Annotated in this window: 21 protein-coding genes and 2 tRNA genes; 13 read left to right on the forward strand and 10 right to left on the reverse strand. The window is 28.7% G+C overall.

The annotated features are described in order from the left end of the window. Positions 1-10: 10 nt before the first annotated feature. The 6 genes from WFJ11_RS00585 to WFJ11_RS00610 form a co-directional block, all read right to left on the reverse strand. Positions 11-1,081, reverse strand: coding sequence for a PIN/TRAM domain-containing protein (locus tag WFJ11_RS00585; protein ID WP_313961307.1), 1,071 nt, complete (start codon positions 1,079-1,081; stop codon positions 11-13). A 9-nt stretch (positions 1,082-1,090) separates the two neighbouring features. After that, positions 1,091-1,570 carry a CarD family transcriptional regulator gene (locus WFJ11_RS00590; RefSeq protein ID WP_009354432.1) on the reverse strand — a complete coding sequence of 160 codons (480 nt, stop codon included), beginning with the start codon at positions 1,568-1,570 and terminating at the stop codon, positions 1,091-1,093. Positions 1,571-1,672: 102 nt separating this feature from the next. After that, positions 1,673-2,575 (reverse strand): ribonuclease H-like domain-containing protein, encoded by a 903-nt coding sequence (locus WFJ11_RS00595; protein ID WP_338817455.1) that lies wholly within the window; start codon positions 2,573-2,575, stop codon positions 1,673-1,675. Positions 2,576-2,652: 77 nt separating this feature from the next. Further along, positions 2,653-2,736, reverse strand: a tRNA-Leu gene (locus tag WFJ11_RS00600). Positions 2,737-2,741: 5 nt separating this feature from the next. After that, positions 2,742-2,818 (reverse strand) — tRNA-His (locus tag WFJ11_RS00605). A gap of 87 nt (positions 2,819-2,905) precedes the next feature. Beyond that, the gene (locus tag WFJ11_RS00610; RefSeq protein ID WP_009354671.1) at positions 2,906-3,406 is read right to left on the reverse strand and encodes a Fur family transcriptional regulator; all 501 of its coding nucleotides are present in this window, start codon (positions 3,404-3,406) and stop codon (positions 2,906-2,908) included. A 111-nt stretch (positions 3,407-3,517) separates the two neighbouring features. Between WFJ11_RS00610 and WFJ11_RS00615 the strand changes: the two genes are divergently transcribed. From WFJ11_RS00615 to WFJ11_RS00660, 10 genes are all read left to right on the forward strand, one after another. After that, entirely contained in the window at positions 3,518-4,474 is a 957-nt protein-coding gene (locus WFJ11_RS00615; protein WP_338817456.1) for a metal ABC transporter solute-binding protein, Zn/Mn family, read from the forward strand. 116 nt (positions 4,475-4,590) lie between these two features. After that, the gene (locus WFJ11_RS00620; RefSeq protein WP_338817757.1) at positions 4,591-5,154 is read left to right on the forward strand and encodes a metal ABC transporter ATP-binding protein; all 564 of its coding nucleotides are present in this window, start codon (positions 4,591-4,593) and stop codon (positions 5,152-5,154) included. After that, positions 5,154-5,957 carry a metal ABC transporter permease gene (locus WFJ11_RS00625; RefSeq protein ID WP_009354672.1) on the forward strand — a complete coding sequence of 268 codons (804 nt, stop codon included), beginning with the start codon at positions 5,154-5,156 and terminating at the stop codon, positions 5,955-5,957. Before WFJ11_RS00620 ends, WFJ11_RS00625 begins: the two co-directional genes overlap by 1 nt. A gap of 97 nt (positions 5,958-6,054) precedes the next feature. Next, positions 6,055-7,041, forward strand: a complete 987-nt coding sequence (locus WFJ11_RS00630; RefSeq protein WP_313961303.1) for a lipoate--protein ligase — start codon at positions 6,055-6,057, stop codon at positions 7,039-7,041. A 10-nt stretch (positions 7,042-7,051) separates the two neighbouring features. Continuing rightward, positions 7,052-7,906: a lipoyl synthase gene (lipA, locus tag WFJ11_RS00635; RefSeq protein ID WP_009354854.1), complete on the forward strand. Its 855-nt coding sequence runs from the start codon at positions 7,052-7,054 to the stop codon at positions 7,904-7,906. Between the two features lie 102 nt (positions 7,907-8,008). Next, a complete protein-coding gene (locus WFJ11_RS00640; RefSeq protein ID WP_313961302.1) occupies positions 8,009-8,938 on the forward strand; it encodes an alpha/beta fold hydrolase in 930 nt (309 codons plus the stop codon). 35 nt (positions 8,939-8,973) lie between these two features. Further along, positions 8,974-9,588 (forward strand): SAP domain-containing protein, encoded by a 615-nt coding sequence (locus tag WFJ11_RS00645; RefSeq protein WP_313961301.1) that lies wholly within the window; start codon positions 8,974-8,976, stop codon positions 9,586-9,588. Between the two features lie 345 nt (positions 9,589-9,933). Beyond that, positions 9,934-11,244 (forward strand): NCS2 family permease, encoded by a 1,311-nt coding sequence (locus tag WFJ11_RS00650; protein ID WP_313961300.1) that lies wholly within the window; start codon positions 9,934-9,936, stop codon positions 11,242-11,244. Positions 11,245-11,370: 126 nt separating this feature from the next. After that, positions 11,371-12,963 carry an ABC-F family ATP-binding cassette domain-containing protein gene (locus WFJ11_RS00655; protein WP_338817457.1) on the forward strand — a complete coding sequence of 531 codons (1,593 nt, stop codon included), beginning with the start codon at positions 11,371-11,373 and terminating at the stop codon, positions 12,961-12,963. 252 nt (positions 12,964-13,215) lie between these two features. Then, positions 13,216-13,554 (forward strand): hypothetical protein, encoded by a 339-nt coding sequence (locus WFJ11_RS00660; protein ID WP_338817458.1) that lies wholly within the window; start codon positions 13,216-13,218, stop codon positions 13,552-13,554. Between the two features lie 70 nt (positions 13,555-13,624). Here the strand turns inward: WFJ11_RS00660 and WFJ11_RS00665 are convergent, their stop codons facing one another. Continuing rightward, positions 13,625-14,998, reverse strand: a complete 1,374-nt coding sequence (locus WFJ11_RS00665; protein WP_338817459.1) for an amino acid carrier protein — start codon at positions 14,996-14,998, stop codon at positions 13,625-13,627. A 357-nt stretch (positions 14,999-15,355) separates the two neighbouring features. Between WFJ11_RS00665 and WFJ11_RS00670 the strand changes: the two genes are divergently transcribed. From WFJ11_RS00670 to WFJ11_RS00680, 3 genes are read left to right on the forward strand one after another with little or no spacing between them, the layout of a single operon-like run. Continuing rightward, on the forward strand, positions 15,356-15,790 hold the full coding sequence (locus WFJ11_RS00670; protein ID WP_313961296.1) for a hypothetical protein: 435 nt from the start codon (positions 15,356-15,358) through the stop codon (positions 15,788-15,790). A gap of 14 nt (positions 15,791-15,804) precedes the next feature. Next, complete coding sequence (locus WFJ11_RS00675; RefSeq protein WP_338817460.1) at positions 15,805-16,503, forward strand: hypothetical protein; 699 nt, start codon at positions 15,805-15,807, stop codon at positions 16,501-16,503. A 15-nt stretch (positions 16,504-16,518) separates the two neighbouring features. Further along, positions 16,519-17,205 carry a hypothetical protein gene (locus WFJ11_RS00680; RefSeq protein ID WP_338817461.1) on the forward strand — a complete coding sequence of 229 codons (687 nt, stop codon included), beginning with the start codon at positions 16,519-16,521 and terminating at the stop codon, positions 17,203-17,205. Positions 17,206-17,396: 191 nt separating this feature from the next. On the opposite strand, the gene WFJ11_RS00685 is transcribed toward WFJ11_RS00680, so the two are convergent. The 3 genes from WFJ11_RS00685 to gcvPA all read right to left on the reverse strand — a co-directional run bounded on the left by WFJ11_RS00685 (position 17,397) and on the right by gcvPA (position 21,354). Then, positions 17,397-18,416 carry an NADPH dehydrogenase gene (locus tag WFJ11_RS00685; RefSeq protein ID WP_338817462.1) on the reverse strand — a complete coding sequence of 340 codons (1,020 nt, stop codon included), beginning with the start codon at positions 18,414-18,416 and terminating at the stop codon, positions 17,397-17,399. Positions 18,417-18,560: 144 nt separating this feature from the next. Next, positions 18,561-20,009 carry an aminomethyl-transferring glycine dehydrogenase subunit GcvPB gene (gcvPB, locus tag WFJ11_RS00690; protein WP_338817463.1) on the reverse strand — a complete coding sequence of 483 codons (1,449 nt, stop codon included), beginning with the start codon at positions 20,007-20,009 and terminating at the stop codon, positions 18,561-18,563. Between the two features lies 1 nt (position 20,010). After that, positions 20,011-21,354, reverse strand: coding sequence for an aminomethyl-transferring glycine dehydrogenase subunit GcvPA (gcvPA, locus tag WFJ11_RS00695; protein ID WP_009355000.1), 1,344 nt, complete (start codon positions 21,352-21,354; stop codon positions 20,011-20,013). Between the last annotated feature and the right edge of the window lie 8 nt (positions 21,355-21,362).

The raw sequence follows: 21,362 nt of genomic DNA on the forward strand, positions 1-21,362 counted from the left end.
CATAATATATCTATTTTAAATTCTTTCTAGTAAAAATCATTTTACCTGCGGGAGTTTGCAATATACTCGTTACAGTTGTTTCTATTGTTTGACCAATATAATCTTTCCCATCTTCAACTACAATCATAGTTCCGTCAGAAAGATAACCAAGACCTTGTTCAGGTTCTTTACCGCGATTGATAACTTCAACAATGAGCTTTTCACCTTGGATTACAACTGGTTTTACTGCAAGAGCAAGCTCATTTATATTAAGTATAGAAATTTTTTGAAGAGATGCAACTTTGTTCAAATTGTAGTCATTTGTAATAAGTTTTCCGTGATAATCTTCTGTCAATTTTAAAAGTTTATGGTCAACTTCTTTGATATTCTTGTAATCTTTATCTACAATTTTTATTTCAATATTTTTTTCATTTTGTAGTAAATCTAAAATATCAAGTCCTCGTCTACCTCTTTGTCTTCTATTTGGGTCTTCAGAATCTGCAATATATTGCAATTCTTTAACCATAAACATAGCAATAATAATTGGACCTTCTAAAAATCCAGTTTTTATTATATCGTAAATTCTTCCGTCAATTATAACAGAAGTATCTAAAATTTTAGGACAAGAGTGTCCTTTTTTAATATTTTTTTCTCTTGAAAAAAGTTTAAATTTCAATATTTCTTCTTTTTTGTCTCTTGCAATTTTAATTCCAATAAATCCAAGTGCGATATATATAAATATAGTAATTGTTGCACTTAGTAAATTTCCAATTACTGGAAATTTAATATTAGAAATTGGTAAAGAAATTAAAAAAGCTATAACTAATCCAATTATAAGTCCAACAATTGCAGAAACAATATCTGAAGTTGGAGTTTTTTGAACTTTTTTAATCATATCATCAAAATTATCTGTAAGTTTCTTAAAAATTATCGGGAATAATAAATAAAAAATAATACCAAAAATAATTGCAAAAATAGAATAAATTGAAACTAAAACAGATTTATTTAATTCTAATTCTGTTACTTGACCAAATGCGTAAGCTAATAAAATTCCTATAAGCCCACCAAAAATAAGGGTCAAGTACCTTAAAATTTTAAGCATACCTTCCTCCTAGTGTTCCATAGAATAATCTATTATTTTGTTGATTTTGTTTTTCGGAAAACCGCTGACCATAACAAATTCAGAAATTAAAATTCGTCTTGCAAGGTTTAACATAAACAATTCTTTTAAAGAAAGTTTACCTTTCTCATTTCTAATAGCTAAGCCTTTAAAGACATAAGCTATCTTAAAAATATCTGAAGACTTAAGTCTTTGTGTATTTTCTTTGTATCTTTGTACCCAATTATTAGGCATAGGGCAATCGACATCATTAAGATAATTGTAAACTTTATCAAGGGTATCTTCATTGACAAGTTGTCTAAACTCAAACTTATCAATATCTACTTCTTTAATAAATATATGCAAATTTTGCTCCATTGGAAGTTCAATCACATAAAATCGTTCGCAATCGTCACCTAAGTACTTGTTTTCTATACTTTTAATCAATCCTGCACCATGCATAGGATAAAATATTTTGTCTCCAACGTCCATAGCAAACTCCTAAATTTCACCAACAACTACATAACAACCCTCCAATATTATTATACACTAAAAGATGAAAAAATTAAAGGATTTTTTATCAATTTACCGAGATTAAATTAAATTCAGTAAAAGGAGTAAATTTTCTTTAATTATTTTATTATTTTTTATTATCAGAATAAAGTTTTCAGTTAAATTCTGAGATTTTTTAAATATCTTATTTTCATATTTTGATTTAAAAACTTTGGCTTTTATATTGTTTTCAATTAGACCTTCTTCTAATTCTAAAGCTATTTTGATTTCATATTTATTGCTTGTAATACTGTAATTATTTTGATGAAAATTTATTTCTGCTTTTTCTATATTTGAAAGTCTAGCAATAAGATAATTTTTTTGAAGATAAATATTTTTTAAAATTCCTTTAAATTTTTTATTATTTATAGTCAAAATTTTATTTAAGATGCTTTCCTTGTATTCATAAATATAGCTTAAAACTTGCAAGTCAATATAATTGTGATAAATAAGTTTTGAAAGCATCTCCTTATCCTTAAGCTCTTGATACATTTTATAAATTTTAGGCATTTCCTGCTGATTAACATGGTCATGAACATCAAATCCAAGTCTTTTTCCTAAATTTATAGCTTTTAGACTAGGTTCATCAAGAAAAAAATTTATTTTTTGGAATTGTCTATAAATATCTATATTCTCAAAGTCAACTTTTGAAATATTGTACTTTTCCATCTTTTTTCTAATAAATGGAAAATCAAACCTGTCTCCATTATATGAGATTACTTTTTTTGAATTTAAAAGCTCTTTTACCTTTAAAATGAGTTCTTTTTCTTCTGATTCATCTTCGATATAATATTGAGAATAAATTAATTCTTTTCCCTTTTTTTCACAAATTCCAAACATATACATAAAATCTTTAGTTCTACTAAGACCAGTTGTTTCTATATCAAATAGGGTATAGTCTTCAAAATTAGAGTCTGTTTTTTCTATATTTATAACTTTTTTCATAACAACTCCTTTTTTATTTTGTAAAGAAAAAAAGTAGAGTCAAAAACTCTACTTTTAAACTATTACAAATAGTAACATGGTGCAGGAAAGAGGACTTGAACCCCCACGTCAATGACACTAGATCCTAAGTCTAGCGCGTCTGCCAGTTCCGCCATTCCTGCATATATGGGGTGGATGATGGGATTCGAACCCATGACCTTCAGAGCCACAATCTGACGCCCTAACCAGCTAGGCCACACCCACCAAACTTTACATTCATATTAAATGCTTGTATATTATATCAATTTATAAAAACTTTGTCAAGTCTTTAATAATAATTTTTATAAATAATTATATACAATGTTCATCTTTACATTTATGTTTACTATCTGGTTCTTTACTGGAATCTTTTATAAATTCCAATTCTTCTTTTGAAAGTTTTTTCTGACAACTTTTACAAATACCTTTGATTTCTAAATAATGACCTGTTACGATAAATTCTGTTTTATTTTCTATGTCATCGATTAAACTATGTATTGGGCAATGATTTATCGGTATTATTTTTTTGCATTTTTCACAAATTAAACTGTGAATATGTCCATTATTTAATTGATAATATGTAGTTCCATCTATTTCTGCAGTTCTTTTTGCAATATTTTTTTCGCAAAATTGATTCAATGCTCTATATATACTTGAAATACTATATTTTTCGCCTTTTGTAGAGATTGCATTGTAAATATCTTCTGCTGTAGTAGGAACTTCTCTTTTTTCTAATTCTTTAAGAATTGCCATTCTATTTTTTGTGATTTTTAAATCATTATCTTTTAGAGTTTTCAAAAAAGCCTTTTTCATAAATACTCTCCTTTGCTTGATTTTTCGACAAAATGGGTATATAATATTCTGTATGTAAATGAGTGCTATTTGCAAATGCAAATAATATTGATTAATTAAAAAGGAGTCATTATGAAAAAAATCATAACTAAAATCATTTCCTTTGCCATTATTATATCACTTTTTACAGCCTGTGGCAAAGAAAAAGTAAAAAACAACGAAATGAACGAAGTAAAAGAAAATAAAAAAGTAATATATACATCATTTTATCCATTACAAAGTATAACAAAGGAAATTGTTGGAAATAAAATGGAAGTTAGAAAATTAATTCCTAATGGGCAAGAAGTTCATCATTGGGAACCAACTGCCCAAGATATGAAAAATTTATCTGAAGGTAGTGTAATTTTAGTAAATGGCTTAGGCTTAGAAAGTTGGATGGATAAATTCAAGGCATCTATTAAAGATTTAAATATTGTTGAAGTTTCAAAAGACGTTAATCTTTTGAAAGCGGAAGAAGAGCATGAAGAAAATGAAAATCATGAAAGCGAAGAAAAACATCATCATGGTGAATATGATCCACATATTTGGTTAAGTCTAAGAAATATGAAAGTTATTGCAAAAAATATTTGTGATCAAGTTGTTAAGATGGATAAAGACAATGAGACATATTATAGAGAAAATTTAGCCAAGGTTCAAAATAGACTTGATGATTTGGATAAAAAATATTCTGAACAGTTGCAAAATGCAAAAATCAAGTCAATTATAACTTCCCATGAAGCTTTTGCTTATCTACTTAAGGACTATGGTTTAAAACAAATTCCGATTGAAAATTTAACTTCTGATTCTGAACCTAATTTGGCAAAGATGAAAGAAGTTATAGAACTCGCAAAAAATGAGGGAATAAAATATGTTTTCTATGAAGAATTAAGTGAAAATAAGGTCGAAGAAACTATTGCTAAAGAAATTGGTGGAGAAGTTAAAATGCTTTATACAATAGAGGGACAAACAGAAGAACAAGCTAAGGAAAATAAAGATTATTTTGAACTTATGGAAGAAAATTTAAAAGCTTTAGTTGAAGCTACAAAATAGGAGAAGTATGGATAATATTATTTCAATAAAAAATTTATCTTTTTCTTATAGTGGAGGTATTAATGTTTTAGAAAAATCTTTCTTTTGATATTAAAGAGAAAGATTTTATAGCTATAATTGGAGCAAATGGTAGTGGAAAATCCACTTTGTTAAAACTCATTTTAAAAGAACTTAATCCTTCAAGTGGAGAGATATTTATATCAAATACAAATATTAAAAATTTTAAAGAATGGAATACAATTGGATATGTTCCACAGATAAATGCAAGTAATATTCCTAACTTTCCGATAACTGCTTTAGAGATTGTAACTTTAAATCTTTATGAAAAAATGGGCTTTTTCAAATTTTCTAGAAAAAGTCATAATGAACTTGCAAAAAGAGCATTATCTCAAGTTAATATGCTTGAGTTTGCAAATACACCTATAAATAAAATGAGTGGTGGACAACAACAAAGGATTATGATTGCAAAATCTTTGATTAATAACCCAAAGATTTTAATCTTTGATGAACCTACAACTGGTATTGACAAAGAAAGTAAAAATCAACTTTTTAAGATTTTAACACATCTAAACAGAGTGCATGGAATTACAATTCTGCTTGTAACTCATGAGCTTGAGATTATGAAAGATAATTTGACAAAGGTTGTAGAAATAAAAGATAAGAAAGTGGTGGTAAGATAATGTTTCAACTTGAATTTATGAGAAGAGCTTTTTTAGTTGGAATTATGCTATCCATTGTTATACCTTGCATTGGAGTTGTTATGGTAAATAAGAGAAATTCTATGATTGGAGATGCCTTGTCCCATGTTTCTCTTGCTGGTGTTACAATTGGTCTTATTTTTAGAGTAAATCCAATTATAACTGCCATAATTTCCTGTGCAATTGCAAGTTTTTCTATTGAAATTATGAGAAGATATTTTCCGAAAAATTCGGATATATCAACAGCAATAATGATGAGTTTAGGTATTGGGCTTGCAGCTGTTCTTTCTGATTTTGTAAAGGGAGCGGCTAATTTCAACAGCTTTTTATTTGGGAGCATTGTAGCAATTAGTGATTTTGAAGTTATTTTAGTTACATTGGTATTTTTCATTGTAATAACAGTCTTTATAGTTTTATACAAAGCACTTTTATATGTTTCTTTTGATGAAGTCGGAGCAAGGCTTGCAGGAATTAAAGTTCAAACTGTAAATATAATTTTTACATTTTTGATTTCTCTTTCCATTTCAATAGCTTCAAGAACTGTTGGAGTTTTGATGGTTTCATCACTTATGGTAGTTCCCGTCGCATGTGCATTAAGGATTTCAAAATCGTATTTTCAAACTGTTATTTACTCAGTACTATTTGGAATGGCATTTACTATTGCTGGAATTGTTATATCTTTTTATCAGGGGTTAAAGCCTGGTGGAACAATGGTTTTAACTGGAATAGCAGTGCTTTTTACAATAGTAATAGTTCAAAACTTAAGAAAGTTATTAAAAATTTAAAGAAAATCATTTTGGTTTTCTTTTTTTGTGCACTATTTTTATAACTTATTTTGTGGTAAAATATAGTTAAGTTAAAATTAATTTATGGAGAAATATTATGATTTTTGTTGAAAATAAAAATTTTGATCCTGCATTAAATCACGCAATCGAGCTTTATCTAATGGAAAATTATGATGAAGATATTTTTATGCTTTGGAGAAATAGACCTTGTATTTTGATTGGGAGATATCAAAATATTGATTTAGAAGTAAATTTAAATTTTACAAATGCAAATAATATGGATGTAATCAGAAGATTATCCGGTGGTGGTGCAATATATTGCGATACGGAAAATATGCAATATAGTTTTATAACCAAAAAAACTGGTGATGATGTAGATTCATCTTTTAAAAAATTTGCAAAACCCGTTGTTAATTTCTTAAATTCTTTGGGACTTAATGCAGAATTCACAGGAAGAAATGACATTCAAATAGATGGGGCAAAGGTAAGTGGAAATGCCCAATATCAAAATAAAGAAAAAATCCTACATCATGGAACTTTTTTGTTTAAGGCAAATTTATATAATCTAACTAATTCTTTAAAATCAAGAGATATTAAATTTAAAGGAAAAGCTGTTCAATCCGTAAGATCTAGAGTTGGATTTATTGGTGATATGATTGATATGGATGTCGAAAGCTTTATGGATAAAGCAATTGAATACATAAAAAAAGAATATAATATAACTGATACTACGATTTTAACTGAAGAAGAGATGAAAAAAATCTATGAAATAAGAGATTCCCTTTTTGCAACAAAAGATTGGAATTATGGAAATGGCTCTTTAAAGAAAAATAGAAAGGCTGAAAAGTATTCTTGTGGAGTTGTGGAAATAGGCATTGATGTTGAAAATGGAAGAATCAAAGACATTTCGATAGAAGGGGATTTCTTTAGTGAATTGGGTATAGATAAATTATGTAGTATATTAAAAGGAGTTCAATGTTCTAAAGAAGCTGTTGAAGAAGCTCTTAAGGATATTGAAATTGATAGATACATTAAGTCAATGGATAAAAAAGTTTTTATTGATGATATAATTAAATTATTTTAAGAGGTGTAATATGCTAAGAAAAAAAGCAGAAATAATGAGAAAGCCTGAATGGTTAAAATTAAAAATTCAGGGAGATAAAAATACAACAGATGTTGAAAGTATGATTGAAGGTTTAAACTTACATACTGTTTGTCATGAAGCAAATTGTCCTAACAAGATGGAATGTTATTCAAGAAGGACTGCAACTTTTATGATTTTAGGGAGAAACTGTACAAGAAACTGTACTTTTTGCAATGTAACAAGACATGCACCTGATCCCGTTGATTTAAATGAACCTGAAAATCTTGCTAAAGCTGTTCAAATTTTAGGATTAAAACATGCTGTTGTAACATCAGTAACAAGAGATGATTTGCCTGATGAAGGTGCAAATCAATTTGCTGAGGTCGTAAGACAATGTAGAAAGTACAATCCTGAAACTACTATAGAACTTTTGATTCCAGATATGTCAGGAAGAAAAGAATTAATGGATATAATCTATGAAACAAAGCCTGATGTGTTAAACCATAACGTTGAAACAATTCCTGCATTTTATCCAAAAGTTAGACCTGCTGCAAACTTCCAAAGAAGTTTAGAGGTATTAAGATATGCAAAGGAATGTGGACTTAAAACAAAATCAGGACTTATGGTAGGCTTTGGAGAAACTGAAGAACAAGTTGTTGAAGTTTTCAAAGCACTCAGAGATGTTGGATGCGATATGGTAACTGTGGGACAATATTTGCAACCTACAAAGTTCCATATTGCTGTTAAAGAATATGTACATCCTCAACAATTTGATAGATATAGAGATATAGCTTTTGACATGGGCTTTTTAAGAGTAAACTCAGGTCCGTTGGTAAGAAGTTCATATCATGCAGAATCACTTTAATTTTTAAACTCATTTTTACATTTGTAGAAATGAGTTTTTTTAACTATATTTATTTAGCAATTTGTGGTAAAATAAATATATATTGTGATTACGGGGTGTTTTATGAAAGAATTTTATATATATTCAAGTCTTGACAATAAAAAATTATGCTGCATCGACTTTTCTGAAAATTTAAAAAATCCGAAAATAGTTCTGCAAATTTGTCACGGAATGGCTGAACATATAAGAAGGTATAAAGACTTTGCTCTGTTCTTGGAAAAACATGGAATCAGAGTTTTTGGAATGGATAATAGAGGACATGGAAAAACTTGTGAAGACGAAGAAGAGAAAGGTCATATTGCTGATAAGGAAGGTAATATAAAACTTGTCGAAGATGTTTACGACCTTAATAAATATATAAAAGGGCAATTTCCTAATAAAAAAGTTGTAATATTTGGACATAGTATGGGCTCAGTTATAGTTAGAAATTTTTTAAATAAATATTCTGACTCGGTTGACGGAGCAATAATTTGTGGAACGACTGAACAATATGGAATGAAACACAGATTTGCAATGTTATTAGCTAGAATTTTATCGAGAAAAAATGGAACTAAAAAAAGTGAATTTGTAAATAGACTGGGCTTTAAAGGATATAATTCTAGAATTAAAAATAAAAATACAGATTTTGATTGGCTGACAAGAGATGAAAAAGTTGTTGATAACTATATTTTAGATAAAGATTGTGGTTTTCTTTGTACAAATACTTTTTTTCTAGATTTGTTGACTTTAATAAAAGAAGCATCTAATAAAAATAATATTGAAAAAATAAATAAAAAATTACCGATTTTGTTTATTTCAGGTAAAGCTGATCCTGTTGGTGGTTATGGAAAAGGAGTTTTAAAGGGCTATAGAAAATATAAAAAAGTCAGATTAAAAAATATAAAAATAAAACTTTATGCACAAATGCGTCATGAAGTTTTAAATGAAATTGATAAAGATAAAGTTTATCTTGATATCTATAAATTTTTAGAAAATATATATGAAAATAACTAAGAGAGAATAAAGATGATTTTTAAGGAGGAAAAACATTGACAAAAAGACCGGAGTTTCAAGAAATTAAAACGTTTGAAGAATTTTGTAAATATTATTGGTATCGTGAAGAACTTTCTCAAATATGTAAATTACTAGGTTTAGAATATAGAGGGACAAAACAAGAACTTAATTGTACTATTGAGGAGTATTTTAAAGGAAATATCATTAAAAAGACTGTAATAAAAAAAGAAAAGAAGAAAGTGGAAAATATTACTTTAGATACGCCATTACTTGAGTGTGGTTTTTCCTTTAATGCAAAGTTTAGAGAATACTTTTCTAATTTAACAGGAATTTCACCATTTAAATTTAATGCTGATATGGCGACATCTTGGAGAAAAGTAAAAAAAGACAAAGATTTGAATTTTACAATTCAGGATATGCTAAATGTGTATTATGGAAAATCGGATTATGCAAAGTATGATAATTCAGTATGTGAATGGAATCAATTTTTAAAAGATTTTTGCTCTGATGAATCTAGTTTAGACTATTCAAATAAGTTAAAAGTTGCTTCTATTCTTTGGAAAGAGGTTAGAGATTCAAAAAACGAAAAAAAATATTCGAGAAAATTGTTAGATAAGTATTCTCGTAAAGTAAAGGAATATCGAAAATAAATCCCTGTTAATCAGACTAATAAAGGAATATTAAATCATAAAGAATTATTATTCCTTTTTTAAAATTAAATTGAGAATATTAGCTAATAAATAGATATTGACAAAAGATTTATTTGCTGTTATTATATTGATGTGATATTGATAACTCAAAGAGAAAGTGCACATAGGGTTCCGAAGATTTTTCTTGCAGGTCCAAGCTGTGCAGGTGCTATGCACTACACCTAAGGGAGAAAAGCCCAGAAGGTAGGTTTCGCTTGAAGCCTACTTTTTGGGCGTTTATTTTTTAGCTGTTATTTTTTAAGAGTTATTTTTGTTTTTTGCAAAAAAATTTTTTTAGGAGGAATTATGAGCACGTTTTTTGAAAATTTTTTCAAACTCAAGGAACACAAAACAACTGTTAGAACAGAGATTTTAGCAGGTATTACCACATTTATGACTATGGCGTACATATTAGTTGTAAATCCTACAATTTTATCCGAGGCAGGAATGGATAAAGGAGCAGTATTTACAACAACAGCAATCGCATCATTCATAGGAACAGTTATAATGGCACTACTTGCAAATTATCCTTTTGCATTAGCTCCAGGTATGGGCTTAAATGCTTACTTTGCTTATACTATAGTAATTGGTAAAGGATACAGTTGGCAATTTGCTTTAACTGCTGTTTTATTAGAGGGGATTGTATTTTTAATTTTAACTTTTACAAAAGTTAGAGAAATGATTGTAAATGCTATGCCATATTCACTTAAACAAGCAGTAAGCGCAGGAATTGGTATTTTTATAGCATTTTTAGGATTGTATCAAGCTGGACTTGTTAAACAAGGAAAGGGAATACCTCTTGACTTAGGAACAATTACAAGTACTACTTCATTAATTACAATTTTTGGTATTTTATTTACTATTTTCTTACTTGTAAAAAAAGTTCCAGGTGCAATTCTATTTGGGATGTTAGCCACTACAGCAGTGTCAATAATTTGTGGAGTTTCTGAACTTCCAAAGGCAATTATAGGTAAGCCATCAAGCATAGCTCCTATATTTATGAAATTTGATTTTAGCAAAGTTTTATCAACTGAAATGTTTGTAGCTCTTTTTGCTTTTTTATTTGTTGACTTATTCGACACAGTAGGAACTTTAGTAGGGGTTGCATCAAAAGCTGATATGTTAGACAAAGATGGAAATTTACCAAAAGCAAGACAAGCTCTTTTTGCAGATGCTATAGGAACAACTGCTGGAGCAATGTTAGGAACTTCAACGGTAACTACATTTGTTGAAAGTGCAGCGGGAGTTGCAGAAGGCGGAAGGACAGGACTTACTTCAATAGTTACAGCTATTCTTTTCTTATTGGCTTTGATTTTCCAACCTATTTTTGCAGTAATTCCTACTTATGCAACATCTTCTGCATTAATTGTAGTTGGATTATTTATGATTACTGGAATAAAGAAAATTGATTTTGAGGATTATACAGAAGCATTGCCTGCATTTTTAACTATTATTATGATGCCTCTATCATATTCAATAGCAAATGGAATTGTTTTTGGTATAGTTTCTTATGCTGTATTAAAATTAATCTCAGGTAGAGGAAAGGAAGTTTCCCCGGTAGTATATATTTTAGCTTTACTATTCATATTAAAATTTGTAGCAGAAGCATTTATGTAATAAAAAAATATTATTATTTAAAAATGGGTCTTTAAGGCTCATTTTTTAGTTGATTATTTAAACAAAATATAGTATAATCTAACTTATGTTTAATTGAATTAAGTAATATTATTATGAGGTGAGAAAATGATTAGTGTAATAGATTTAAGTTTGAGTTTTCAAGGGCAAAAACTTTTTGATGATGTAAATTTATCTTTTACTCCGGGAAATTGTTATGGAGTAATTGGTGCAAATGGAGCAGGAAAGTCAACTTTTCTTAAGATTTTAGAGGGAAGACTTGAACCTGATACTGGAAGTGTTTCTATTAAGCCAAATACTCGTATGAGCTTTTTGGAACAAGATCACTTTAAGTTTGAAGATGAAAAAGTAATTGATGTTGTAATTATGGGAAATGCTCGTTTAATGGAAATCATTAGAGAAAAAGAAGCCATTTATGCAAAGGAAGATTTTTCGGATGAAGATGGAATTTTAGCTTCTGAACTTGAAGCGGAATTTGCCGATATGGACGGCTGGAGCGCAGAGGCAAATGCTTCTTCTCTTTTACAAGGTCTCGGTATTGGAACTGAATTACATGAGAAAAAGATGAGTGAACTTTCAGGTAAGGAAAAAGTTAAAGTTTTACTTGCAAAGGCGCTTTTTGGAAATCCTGAAATTTTAATCCTTGACGAACCTACAAATGACTTGGATATCAAGAGTATTTTATGGCTTGAAAATTTCCTTATGGACTATGAGGGAACTGTAATTGTAGTTAGCCACGATAGATATTTTTTAAATAATATTTGTACTCATATGGTAGATATTGACTTTAAAAAGATTAAGATTTTTGTTGGTAACTATGATTTCTGGTATGAGTCAAGTCAACTTGCAGCACAGATGTTAAAAGACCAAAACAAGAAAAAAGAAGATAAAATTAAAGAATTACAAAACTTTATCGCAAGATTCTCTGCAAATAAGAGTAAGTCAAAACAAGCTACAAGCCGTAAGAAATTACTTGATAAAATTCAAATTGAAGATATTCAACCTTCAACAAGACGTTATCCTTTTGTTGGTTTTGAAATGGAAAGAGAAGTTGGAAATCAAATTTTAGAAGTTAATGAAATTTCAAAGACAGTTGAGGGAAGATTAGTTTTAGACAAAGTTTCATTTATGGTAAATAAAAATGATAAAATTGGTTTTATCGGAGATGAACTTGCAATTACAACTCTTTTTAAAATTTTAGCAGGAGAGATGGAAGCTGACAGCGGAAGTTTTAAATGGGGAGTTACAACTTCAAAATCTTATTTTCCAAAGGACAATACAGAATTTTTCAAAGACACTCCATATAATTTGATTGACTGGTTAAGACAGTATTCAACAGAGCAATCTGAAATTTATATCAGAGGATTTTTGGGAAGAATGTTGTTCTCGGGAGATGAAGCATTAAAACCTGCTCAAAAACTTTCTGGGGGAGAAAAAGTTAGAATGATGTTATCATATATGATGCTTAAAAATTCTAATGTTTTAATCCTTGATCAACCAACAAATCATTTGGATCTTGAAAGTATAATCAGTTTGAATAACGGACTTAAGGCATTTAAGGGAAATATTTTATTTGCAAGTCATGATACTGAATTTATGAATACAATCGCAAATAGAATTATTCATATTGAAGAAAATGTATTTGAAGATAGACTTATGACTTATCAAGAATATATTGACAGATTTGTTGAAGGTCAATAATAAAATAAATCAATTTAATGAAAAATCCGAGTATATGCTCGGATTTTTTTGATATTAATACATAATTGTAACATTTTACAAAAATATGATAATATTTTATAGAAATATTTGTAATAATATTTCTAAAGTGCTATACTATAGGTCATTTAAATTAGAGTTTTATTTAATATGAGCATTAAAAAACTACTCAAAATTTTGTTTCATTACTAACAATGTAATCCAATTAAAACTATTATTTAAGGAGGAGATAGAATGTCTACAGAAAATATTATAAATGAAAATAAAGTAGAGAATGAAGAAGATAAAACTAGTCAAAATAACGAAGTGGGAACTAAATCTAATAATAAATCTACTTTTTTAAAAACTTTAGGTTATATTTTTTTATTTATAGTTTGGTCAATATTTTGTCTTTTTTTACGAGCATGGAGTGTTGTAGCCGGATTGCCTTATGATTCAATTGAATTTCGTGAAAAAGCACCTGTTTTATTAGCAGTTACAACTTTTGTATACTATGCAACTCCAATAATATGGATTGCTGTTCCACTTATAGTTATACTTTATATAATTGTAAAAACACCTGATAAAAAGTAGAAAATTTTTATAGAATGAAAAAATCCGAGTATGAAAACTCGGATTTTTTTTTAATAAATTTTATAGAAGGCTATCTTGCCTTATCTTTTAAGTAAAATTCTCCTTCAGTATGGAAAAATTCATCTTTAGCTTTTTTAATCTTTCCACTCATAAAGATTAGTCCTATCATATTAGGAATAACTACAAGGCCTAATGTTAAGTCTAGGAATACTCCAGCATGTTTAAATGAAAGTTTAGCAGCTACAACTATCATAATAGTTGCAACAAATCTCATAATTTTACCAACTTTTGTTCCAAATAGATATTCTGCAAGTTTTTCTACATAGAATACTATTACGATTATTGTAGAAAGAACAAATAAGAATAATGAAATTGAAACAACTATACTACCAATATTTCCAAAAATTGAATTAAATGCTCTTTCAACAGCGATTGATTGGTATTCAGGATTTTTCCATATTCCTGTTGTTAAAACTATAAGTGCAGACATTGTACAAACAATTATTGTATCAACAAATACTTCAAAAACTCCCCACATACCTTGTCTTGCAGGATGATCTGTAATAGCAGTTGAATGTGCATAAGGTGCAGAACCCATTCCTGATTCATTAGAGTAAACACCACGTGCAACTCCGTTAGTTATTGCTTTTTTTACAGCCCAACCTGCAGCACCACCAGCAATTGCTTTAGGATTAAAAGCACCAACAAAAATCATCTTAAAGGCTTCAGGAACTTTATCTATATTAATAGCAAGAACTATAAATCCGAAGATTAAGTAAATTAATGCCATAAATGGAACTAACATTTCAGTTACTTGACCAATTCTTTTAATTCCACCATAAACTACCAATATTACTAAAAGGAATACAAGTCCTATAGCAATATATCTATGAACTCCTAATTGTTCCAAAGGACCTGTTGCAGCAAGAGTTTGAACAGTAATTGAAGGTAAAATTTCAATCATAAAGAAAAATGCTACAAGTGAACCTAAAATTTTCCCTGCTTTTCCACCGATACCATGTTGTAAGTAGTAACAAGCTCCACCAACATACTCGCCTTCTTCATTTTTTTGTCTATAAAGAATACCGAGTACAATTTCACCAAATTTTGTTGCTTGACCTACTATGGCAGTAATCCACATCCAAAGTATAGAACCTGGACCTGCTATAAAAATAATTGAAGGTACAACCACTATATTTGCAGCACCGATAGATGATGCAAGGGCTGCAGTTGCTGCTTGGAAAGGTGAAACAGTTCCTTCTCCGGATTTGTTTTTACTAAACATTTTTCCGAAAGTTTGTTTCATTATATAAGGGAAATATCGAATTTGAAAAAATCCTAACCTTATAGTTAAAAAAATCCCGCCACCCACTAACAAAATCAAAAGTGGTGGTCCCCAAAGCCAGTCTGCAAACTTGGACAATACTGAAATTAATGAATCCATAAAAAATTCCTCCTTATTCAATTTTTTGAAAAACATTTTCTATAATAATGTTTTCCTTAAGAATATTATACAACTTTAATAATTAAAAATAGGGACATAAAGATAGTATTATTTTGTAAAATTTGACAAATTAAATTAGTAAATTTTAATGAAAAGTCTAAAAATTTTAAAAAAAAATCAATTAATTATCTTGAATATTTGAGTTGATTTTACACTAAAAATATATAATAATTTCCTTTATCAAAAATAGAAGCTATATATTTTATACTTAAGATATAAGTTAATAGCAGATATTGAATACAATTAGGGTGTATAGTATAATAGTGTATAGATTAAAGAATTAAGGGGACTTTTATTATGACTGATTTTTTTAGATATTATTTGATAGGATTTGAAACTATGTGGCAACATAGTATTACAAGAAATGCTATGATATTTCTTTTTATTGCTTTTTTGATTATAATATTTCGTAGAATTTCAATAGCACTTCGAAGTGGAGGAAGTGTTTTTAGACCTTATCATATTTCAAATGGAAATTTTTATATACACAATGCTTTCTATTTTTTAAATAGAGTTATACCTTTAAAAAAGATAAGATCAATTGAAGTTGATAGAATTAGGTCTGTAAGACTAAATGGAAGCAGATATATGCTAACTATTGAACTTAAAAATGGAAAGAGGACAGCCTTTTTTTTCGGTAGAGATAAAGCAAGTGATGAATTGGTAAGAAACTTAAAACAGGATACTAAAAGGTATAATATTAAAATTCATACTATTAATTTTGATAAGTAAAGATAGGAGATAATATGAAAAAGATAAAATTTCATAGTATTTATTATAGATTTATATTATTTATACTTACTTTTGCAATTCTTATTATAAATATGATAATAGCTGATAAAAATGCAATAATACAATTCTATAATTTTAATATAAAATTATTGAAATTAAATTATATTTTCATTGGAATTTTTATTGCTATTACATTAATTTTTTCTTTTATTGGTTGGAAATTTTATGTCTGTAAAGAAGGAATATACTTAAGAAAAATAGATTTATTCATTCCTTGGGAAGATGTTGATGCTATAAGTCATGTTTGGATTAATGAATTGAGTATAAGACCTAACGGGAAACAATATTTGTATAATAGAAAATCTTTAGTAATCTACAGAAAAGATAATAAACCTATTTGCATTTATAATATTTCTTTATTAGCTTTATACACAATAAAAATATTTAAACCTAGCATTAAAACCAATGTTATTATTGCTACATTGACTACTATTTTTAATGTTGCAGTTAATTTTGGAATACTTTATTATATTTTTTATAGAAAATTGGAATTTATAGATATAAAAGTATTTTTAATTTTTATTAGTATTTATGCTATTAAGAGCTTAATAGTACCATTAATAATGGTAATGTACGAAAATAAAATACATGGACAATACTTATTTCACGATAATGCATATAACAAAAATTCCTCAAAAGTAATTCAATTGTAAGTAATAAGGAGAGTTATGAAAAAGATAAAATTTCATAGTATTTATTATAGATTTATTTTGTTTATTTTTGCTATTTTTTTAACTAGTATAAATTCAATAGATAGAGTTAATAAAGTTACATTTGATTTTAAAGGGTTAAAAGTAGAATATTTAAATATTTGTTTTTTCGTTATTTCAATTGTTCTTATATGGTATTTTGAATTTTTTACTTGGAAATTATATATTTGTAAGGAAGGAATATATCTTAAAAAAATAGATTTATTTGTTCCATTTGAAGAGATAAATTCTGTGAGTCACGTTTGGTTTAGTTCATTAGGAAGTGTTAAAGACCGTTCAAGTTATAGTAGAAAATCATTGGTGATTTACAGAAAAAATGACAAGCCCATTGTCGTTTACAATATTTCTTTATTAGCATTATATTTTATAAAAAAATACAATTCAAAAGTTGAAATAAATATTATGTCTGCAACTTTAGCAACACTATTTAATGTTTTAGTTAATACATGGTTTCTTTATAGAACATTTACAGATTTTAATGGTATGATTAATTATACAGAATTATTTATCTATATCATTATATTTATAATAAAGTTATTAATACCATTTATAATGATTAGAATTCAAAATAAAATACATGGAGATTACCTAGAACATGATGTCCCATGGTATGGTTGGGGAAATGACAAGGTTATTAAGTTGTAGTTATGAAAAAGGTCAATTATTAATAAGAACCCCACCCTTCCACGATGCTTCGCATCGGGTGGGGAACCCGGGAACCTTGTTACTTCGTAATAAGAACCCCACCCTTCCACGATGCTTTGCATCGGGTGGGAACCTGGGAACCTTGTTGTTTCACAATATAAAAAAGTAGCTTATTACAAGCTACCTTTTTATTAAAATTTTATTGCAGAGTATGAATATAGAGGATAATCTATTTCTTTTCCTTCATTAAAATATGCTCCAGCACCATAAACCCAGTTTGGATTTTTAAGTAATGTTCTTCCTTGGTAAATCATATCACATGCATCACTTTGAAGCAAATATTCACATAATCCATAGTCTTCTAAAAGACCAACAGCAGAAACTGTAAGGCCTGCTTTTTTTATTTCTCTACTTAATTCCGCTTGGTATCCCGGATAAACTAGTGGACTTTTTGGTACAATTCCACCACTTGAAATACTATTGAAAACAACTCCGTCTTCTTTTGCAAGTTTTAGAATCTTTATAATGTCTTCTAAAGAATTACCTTTTTCATCATATTCATTAGCAGAAACTCTAATATGAACATCTATGTCAATATTTTTAATTGCTTTTAAAATATCTCCTAAAAATTTATATCTTTTTTCTAAACTACCACCGTATTCATCATTTCTTTGATTTGATAGGGGAGATAAAAATTGATTAATCAAATATCCATGTGCAGAGTGGATTTCTACAAAGTCAAAACCCGCTTGTTTTGCAAGTTTTACAGAATTTATAAAATCATCTTGTAAAGAAATAATTTCTTCTTTAGTCAATTCTCTTGGTGCTTTTTCATCTGCAAATGGAATTGCACTTGGTGCTACAATATCATCATAGGAAGCATCTGCTTTTCTTCCTGCATGACTTAATTGAATTCCAATTTTGCAATCATAATTATGAACTCTATCTACAAGCTCTTTAAAAGCTTTCATTTGAATTTCATTGTATAATCCTAAATCTACTTTTCTAATTCCACCAGTAGGATTAACCATAGTTGCTTCTATAATTATTCCTGCAACACCGCCTAAAGCTCTTGCCACATAGTGATCAAAATGCTCTTTAGTTAAAACTCCATCTACAGTTTTTGAATGGAACATACACATTGGTGCCATAACAACTCTATTTTTAAATCTATTTCTACCTATTTCCATAGGGCTTAAAAGTTTACTCATAAAAAACCTCCTATATTTTTCTGACTAATTTATACCCTAATTTTTTTAGATAATGATTATTTATTAAAATATTTTCTAAAAAACAGTTTAAAAATAGGTAACAAAAAAGCTGTTACTTTCATAACAGCTTTTTAAAAATTTATACTATTTTGTATATTTTAAGATTAATTCTTTTGCAGCTAATGTTTCATCAGGACGTTTAATTTCTGTATCATGAGGTGCTGCATGAACTATTTCAGGATTTGTTTCAGCTTCTTTAGCAATCTTAATTAGAGATTCTGCAAATCCGTCAAGAGTTTCTTTTGATTCACTTTCAGTAGGTTCAATCATCATTGCTTCATGAACAATCAATGGGAAGTATACAGTTGGTGGATGATATCCCATATCCATCAATCTCTTAGCTACGTCAAGAGTTACTAATCCGTTAGGATTCTTTAATCCACCGAGTACAAATTCATGTTTGAACTTAACATTTTCAGGAAGATTGTAGTAACCTCTTAATTTATTTGCTAAGTAATTAGAATTTAATACTGCATAATCACTTGATTTCTTAAGTCCATCAGCGCCTAAAGCTAAGATATAAGCATAAGCTCTAACTAATACACCAAAGTGTCCATAGAAATCTTTCATCTTACCTAATGTTTTTGGAACATCATAAGATAAGCTGTATTTTTCACCATTTTTAACTACAATAGGAACTGGTAAGAAGTCTTTTAAGAAATCTTTACATCCAACATAACCTGCACCAGGACCTCCACCACCGTGAGGAGTAGAGAATGTCTTATGAAGATTGTAATGAATTGCATCAAATCCCATATCTCCAGGTCTAACATGTCCTAAAATTGCATTGGCATTTGCTCCATCATAATATACTAAACCGCCAGCATCGTGTACGATTTTTGTAATTTCTTGAATTTCTTTTTCGAATAATCCTAATGTATTAGGGTTAGTAAGCATAAGTCCTGCAGTATCATCGCCAACAGCTGCTTTTAATGCTTCAATATCAACTAATCCGCTTTCACAAGATTTAATTTCGATAATTTTATAACCTGCCATTGTAGCTGTTGCAGGGTTAGTTCCGTGAGCTGAGTCAGGAATTATAATCTTATCTCTTTGGAAATCTTTGTTGTTTTCATGATATGCTTTAAATAACATAATACCTGTTATTTCACCATGAGCTCCGGCAGCAGGTTGTAATGTGCAAGCATCCATACCTGAAGTTTCATTTAAAGCTTCTCCAAGTTCATACATTAATTGCAAAGCACCTTGAGCTCCACATTCAGGAATATTTGGATGAAGTGTTGCAAAACCTGGAAGAGCACACATAGCTTCGTTGATTTTTGGATTGTATTTCATTGTACAAGATCCTAGTGGATAAAATCCTGTATCAACACCAAAGTTTTTATTTGAAAGATTTACAAAATGTCTAACAACTTCTGGTTCAGAAACTTCCGGTAAATCAATTTCGCCATCATTTAATAGTTCAGCAGGAATTAGCTCTTTAATACATACATCTTCAACATCCAATTCTGGTAATTTATGACCAATTTTACCAGGTTTTGATAGTTCAAATATTAATTTATCGTATTTCATATTATGCTTCCTCCAATACCTTACATAGTTTGTCTATTTCTTCCTTAGTACGTTTTTCAGTAACTGCAAACATAATAACATTTTCTAATTCAGGATAATACTTTCCAAGATCGAAACCGCCGATTATACCATTTTCAAATAATTTCTTATTTAATTCACAAACCGGTTTTTTAGCTTTTAATGCAAATTCTTTATAGAAAGGTGCATCAAAAACTTTTTCGAATTTACCTGTTTCTAAAAGTTTCTTATAAAGATAATGAGATTTCTTTATACATTGTTTTGAAAGTTCTTTAAGACCTTCTTTACCCAAAAGATCCATATAAATTGCTGCAGTCAAAACATTGATACCTTGGTTAGAACAGATATTTGAAGTAGCTTTATCTCTCTTAATATGTTGTTCTCTGGCTGATAGAGTAAGAACCCAACATCTCTTTCCATCTCTGTCAACAGTTTGTCCAACTATTCTTCCTGGAATCTTTCTTAAAAATTCTTTATTAACAGCCATAAATCCTAAGTATGGTCCACCATATGAAATAGGAATACCTAGTGATTGAGCTTCACCAACAACTACATCAACATTACAATCAGATGGTTTCTTTAAAGTTCCTAAAGAAGAAGGGTCAACAGAAACTACTGAGTAACATTTTTTATATTCATGTGCTAGTTCAGAAACCTTAGTTACATCTTCAATATTACCGAAGAAGTTTGGATTTTGAACTAAAACAGCTCCAACTTCATCATTTAATTTTGCTTTTAAATCATCAATACAAGTTACACCGTTACAAGTTTTAACAACTTCCATTTCAATATGTTGAGCATGAAGGTAAGTTTTTAAAACTTCTCTTGACCAAGGTGCAATAGCTTCAGAAACTAAAACTTTTTTCTTCTTAGCATGATGTGCAGTCATAATTGCTGCTTCAGCTAAACTTGTTCCTTGATCATAAAGTGATGCATTCGCATATTCCATACCAGTAAGATTAGAAATCATTGTTTGGAATTCAAATATATATTGTAAAGTACCTTGACTGATTTCTGGTTGATATGGAGTGTATGAAGTTAAAAATTCACTTCTACTGATTATTGTTGGAATAACAGCAGGAATATAATGATCATAAGCTCCAGCACCTAAAAATGTTGTATATTCACTTGAAGATGCATTTTTACTTGCTAACTTAGTTAGATAGTTATATACTTCCAACTCACTCTTTGCTTTTGGAATATTTAATTCTCTCTTTAATTTTAATTCTTCAGGAATATCTGAGAATAAATCTTCAACAGAATTAACACCAAGGCTATCTAACATATCTTTAACATCTTGTTCTGTTAGAGAAATATAAGGATACATATAGAATT

It is taken from the genome of Parvimonas micra (assembly GCF_037482165.1).
Lineage (GTDB): Bacteria > Bacillota > Clostridia > Tissierellales > Peptoniphilaceae > Parvimonas.

What these genes read in the sequence shown, in the direction of transcription:
- WFJ11_RS00615 (WP_338817456.1), top strand. Translation starts at nt 3,518, where the DNA reads ATGAAAAAAATCATAACTAAAATCATTTCCTTTGCCATTATTATATCA.
- lipA (WP_009354854.1), top strand. Translation starts at nt 7,052, where the DNA reads ATGCTAAGAAAAAAAGCAGAAATAATGAGAAAGCCTGAATGGTTAAAA.
- WFJ11_RS00655 (WP_338817457.1), top strand. Translation starts at nt 11,371, where the DNA reads ATGATTAGTGTAATAGATTTAAGTTTGAGTTTTCAAGGGCAAAAACTT.
- WFJ11_RS00640 (WP_313961302.1), top strand. Translation starts at nt 8,009, where the DNA reads ATGAAAGAATTTTATATATATTCAAGTCTTGACAATAAAAAATTATGC.
- WFJ11_RS00685 (WP_338817462.1), bottom strand. Translation starts at nt 18,416, where the DNA reads ATGAGTAAACTTTTAAGCCCTATGGAAATAGGTAGAAATAGATTTAAA.
- gcvPA (WP_009355000.1), bottom strand. Translation starts at nt 21,354, where the DNA reads ATGTATCCTTATATTTCTCTAACAGAACAAGATGTTAAAGATATGTTA.
- WFJ11_RS00680 (WP_338817461.1), top strand. Translation starts at nt 16,519, where the DNA reads ATGAAAAAGATAAAATTTCATAGTATTTATTATAGATTTATTTTGTTT.
- WFJ11_RS00660 (WP_338817458.1), top strand. Translation starts at nt 13,216, where the DNA reads ATGTCTACAGAAAATATTATAAATGAAAATAAAGTAGAGAATGAAGAA.
- WFJ11_RS00630 (WP_313961303.1), top strand. Translation starts at nt 6,055, where the DNA reads ATGATTTTTGTTGAAAATAAAAATTTTGATCCTGCATTAAATCACGCA.
- WFJ11_RS00595 (WP_338817455.1), bottom strand. Translation starts at nt 2,575, where the DNA reads ATGAAAAAAGTTATAAATATAGAAAAAACAGACTCTAATTTTGAAGAC.
- WFJ11_RS00610 (WP_009354671.1), bottom strand. Translation starts at nt 3,406, where the DNA reads ATGAAAAAGGCTTTTTTGAAAACTCTAAAAGATAATGATTTAAAAATC.
- WFJ11_RS00585 (WP_313961307.1), bottom strand. Translation starts at nt 1,081, where the DNA reads ATGCTTAAAATTTTAAGGTACTTGACCCTTATTTTTGGTGGGCTTATA.
- WFJ11_RS00670 (WP_313961296.1), top strand. Translation starts at nt 15,356, where the DNA reads ATGACTGATTTTTTTAGATATTATTTGATAGGATTTGAAACTATGTGG.
- gcvPB (WP_338817463.1), bottom strand. Translation starts at nt 20,009, where the DNA reads ATGAAATACGATAAATTAATATTTGAACTATCAAAACCTGGTAAAATT.
- WFJ11_RS00625 (WP_009354672.1), top strand. Translation starts at nt 5,154, where the DNA reads ATGTTTCAACTTGAATTTATGAGAAGAGCTTTTTTAGTTGGAATTATG.
- WFJ11_RS00650 (WP_313961300.1), top strand. Translation starts at nt 9,934, where the DNA reads ATGAGCACGTTTTTTGAAAATTTTTTCAAACTCAAGGAACACAAAACA.
- WFJ11_RS00590 (WP_009354432.1), bottom strand. Translation starts at nt 1,570, where the DNA reads ATGGACGTTGGAGACAAAATATTTTATCCTATGCATGGTGCAGGATTG.
- WFJ11_RS00675 (WP_338817460.1), top strand. Translation starts at nt 15,805, where the DNA reads ATGAAAAAGATAAAATTTCATAGTATTTATTATAGATTTATATTATTT.
- WFJ11_RS00665 (WP_338817459.1), bottom strand. Translation starts at nt 14,998, where the DNA reads ATGGATTCATTAATTTCAGTATTGTCCAAGTTTGCAGACTGGCTTTGG.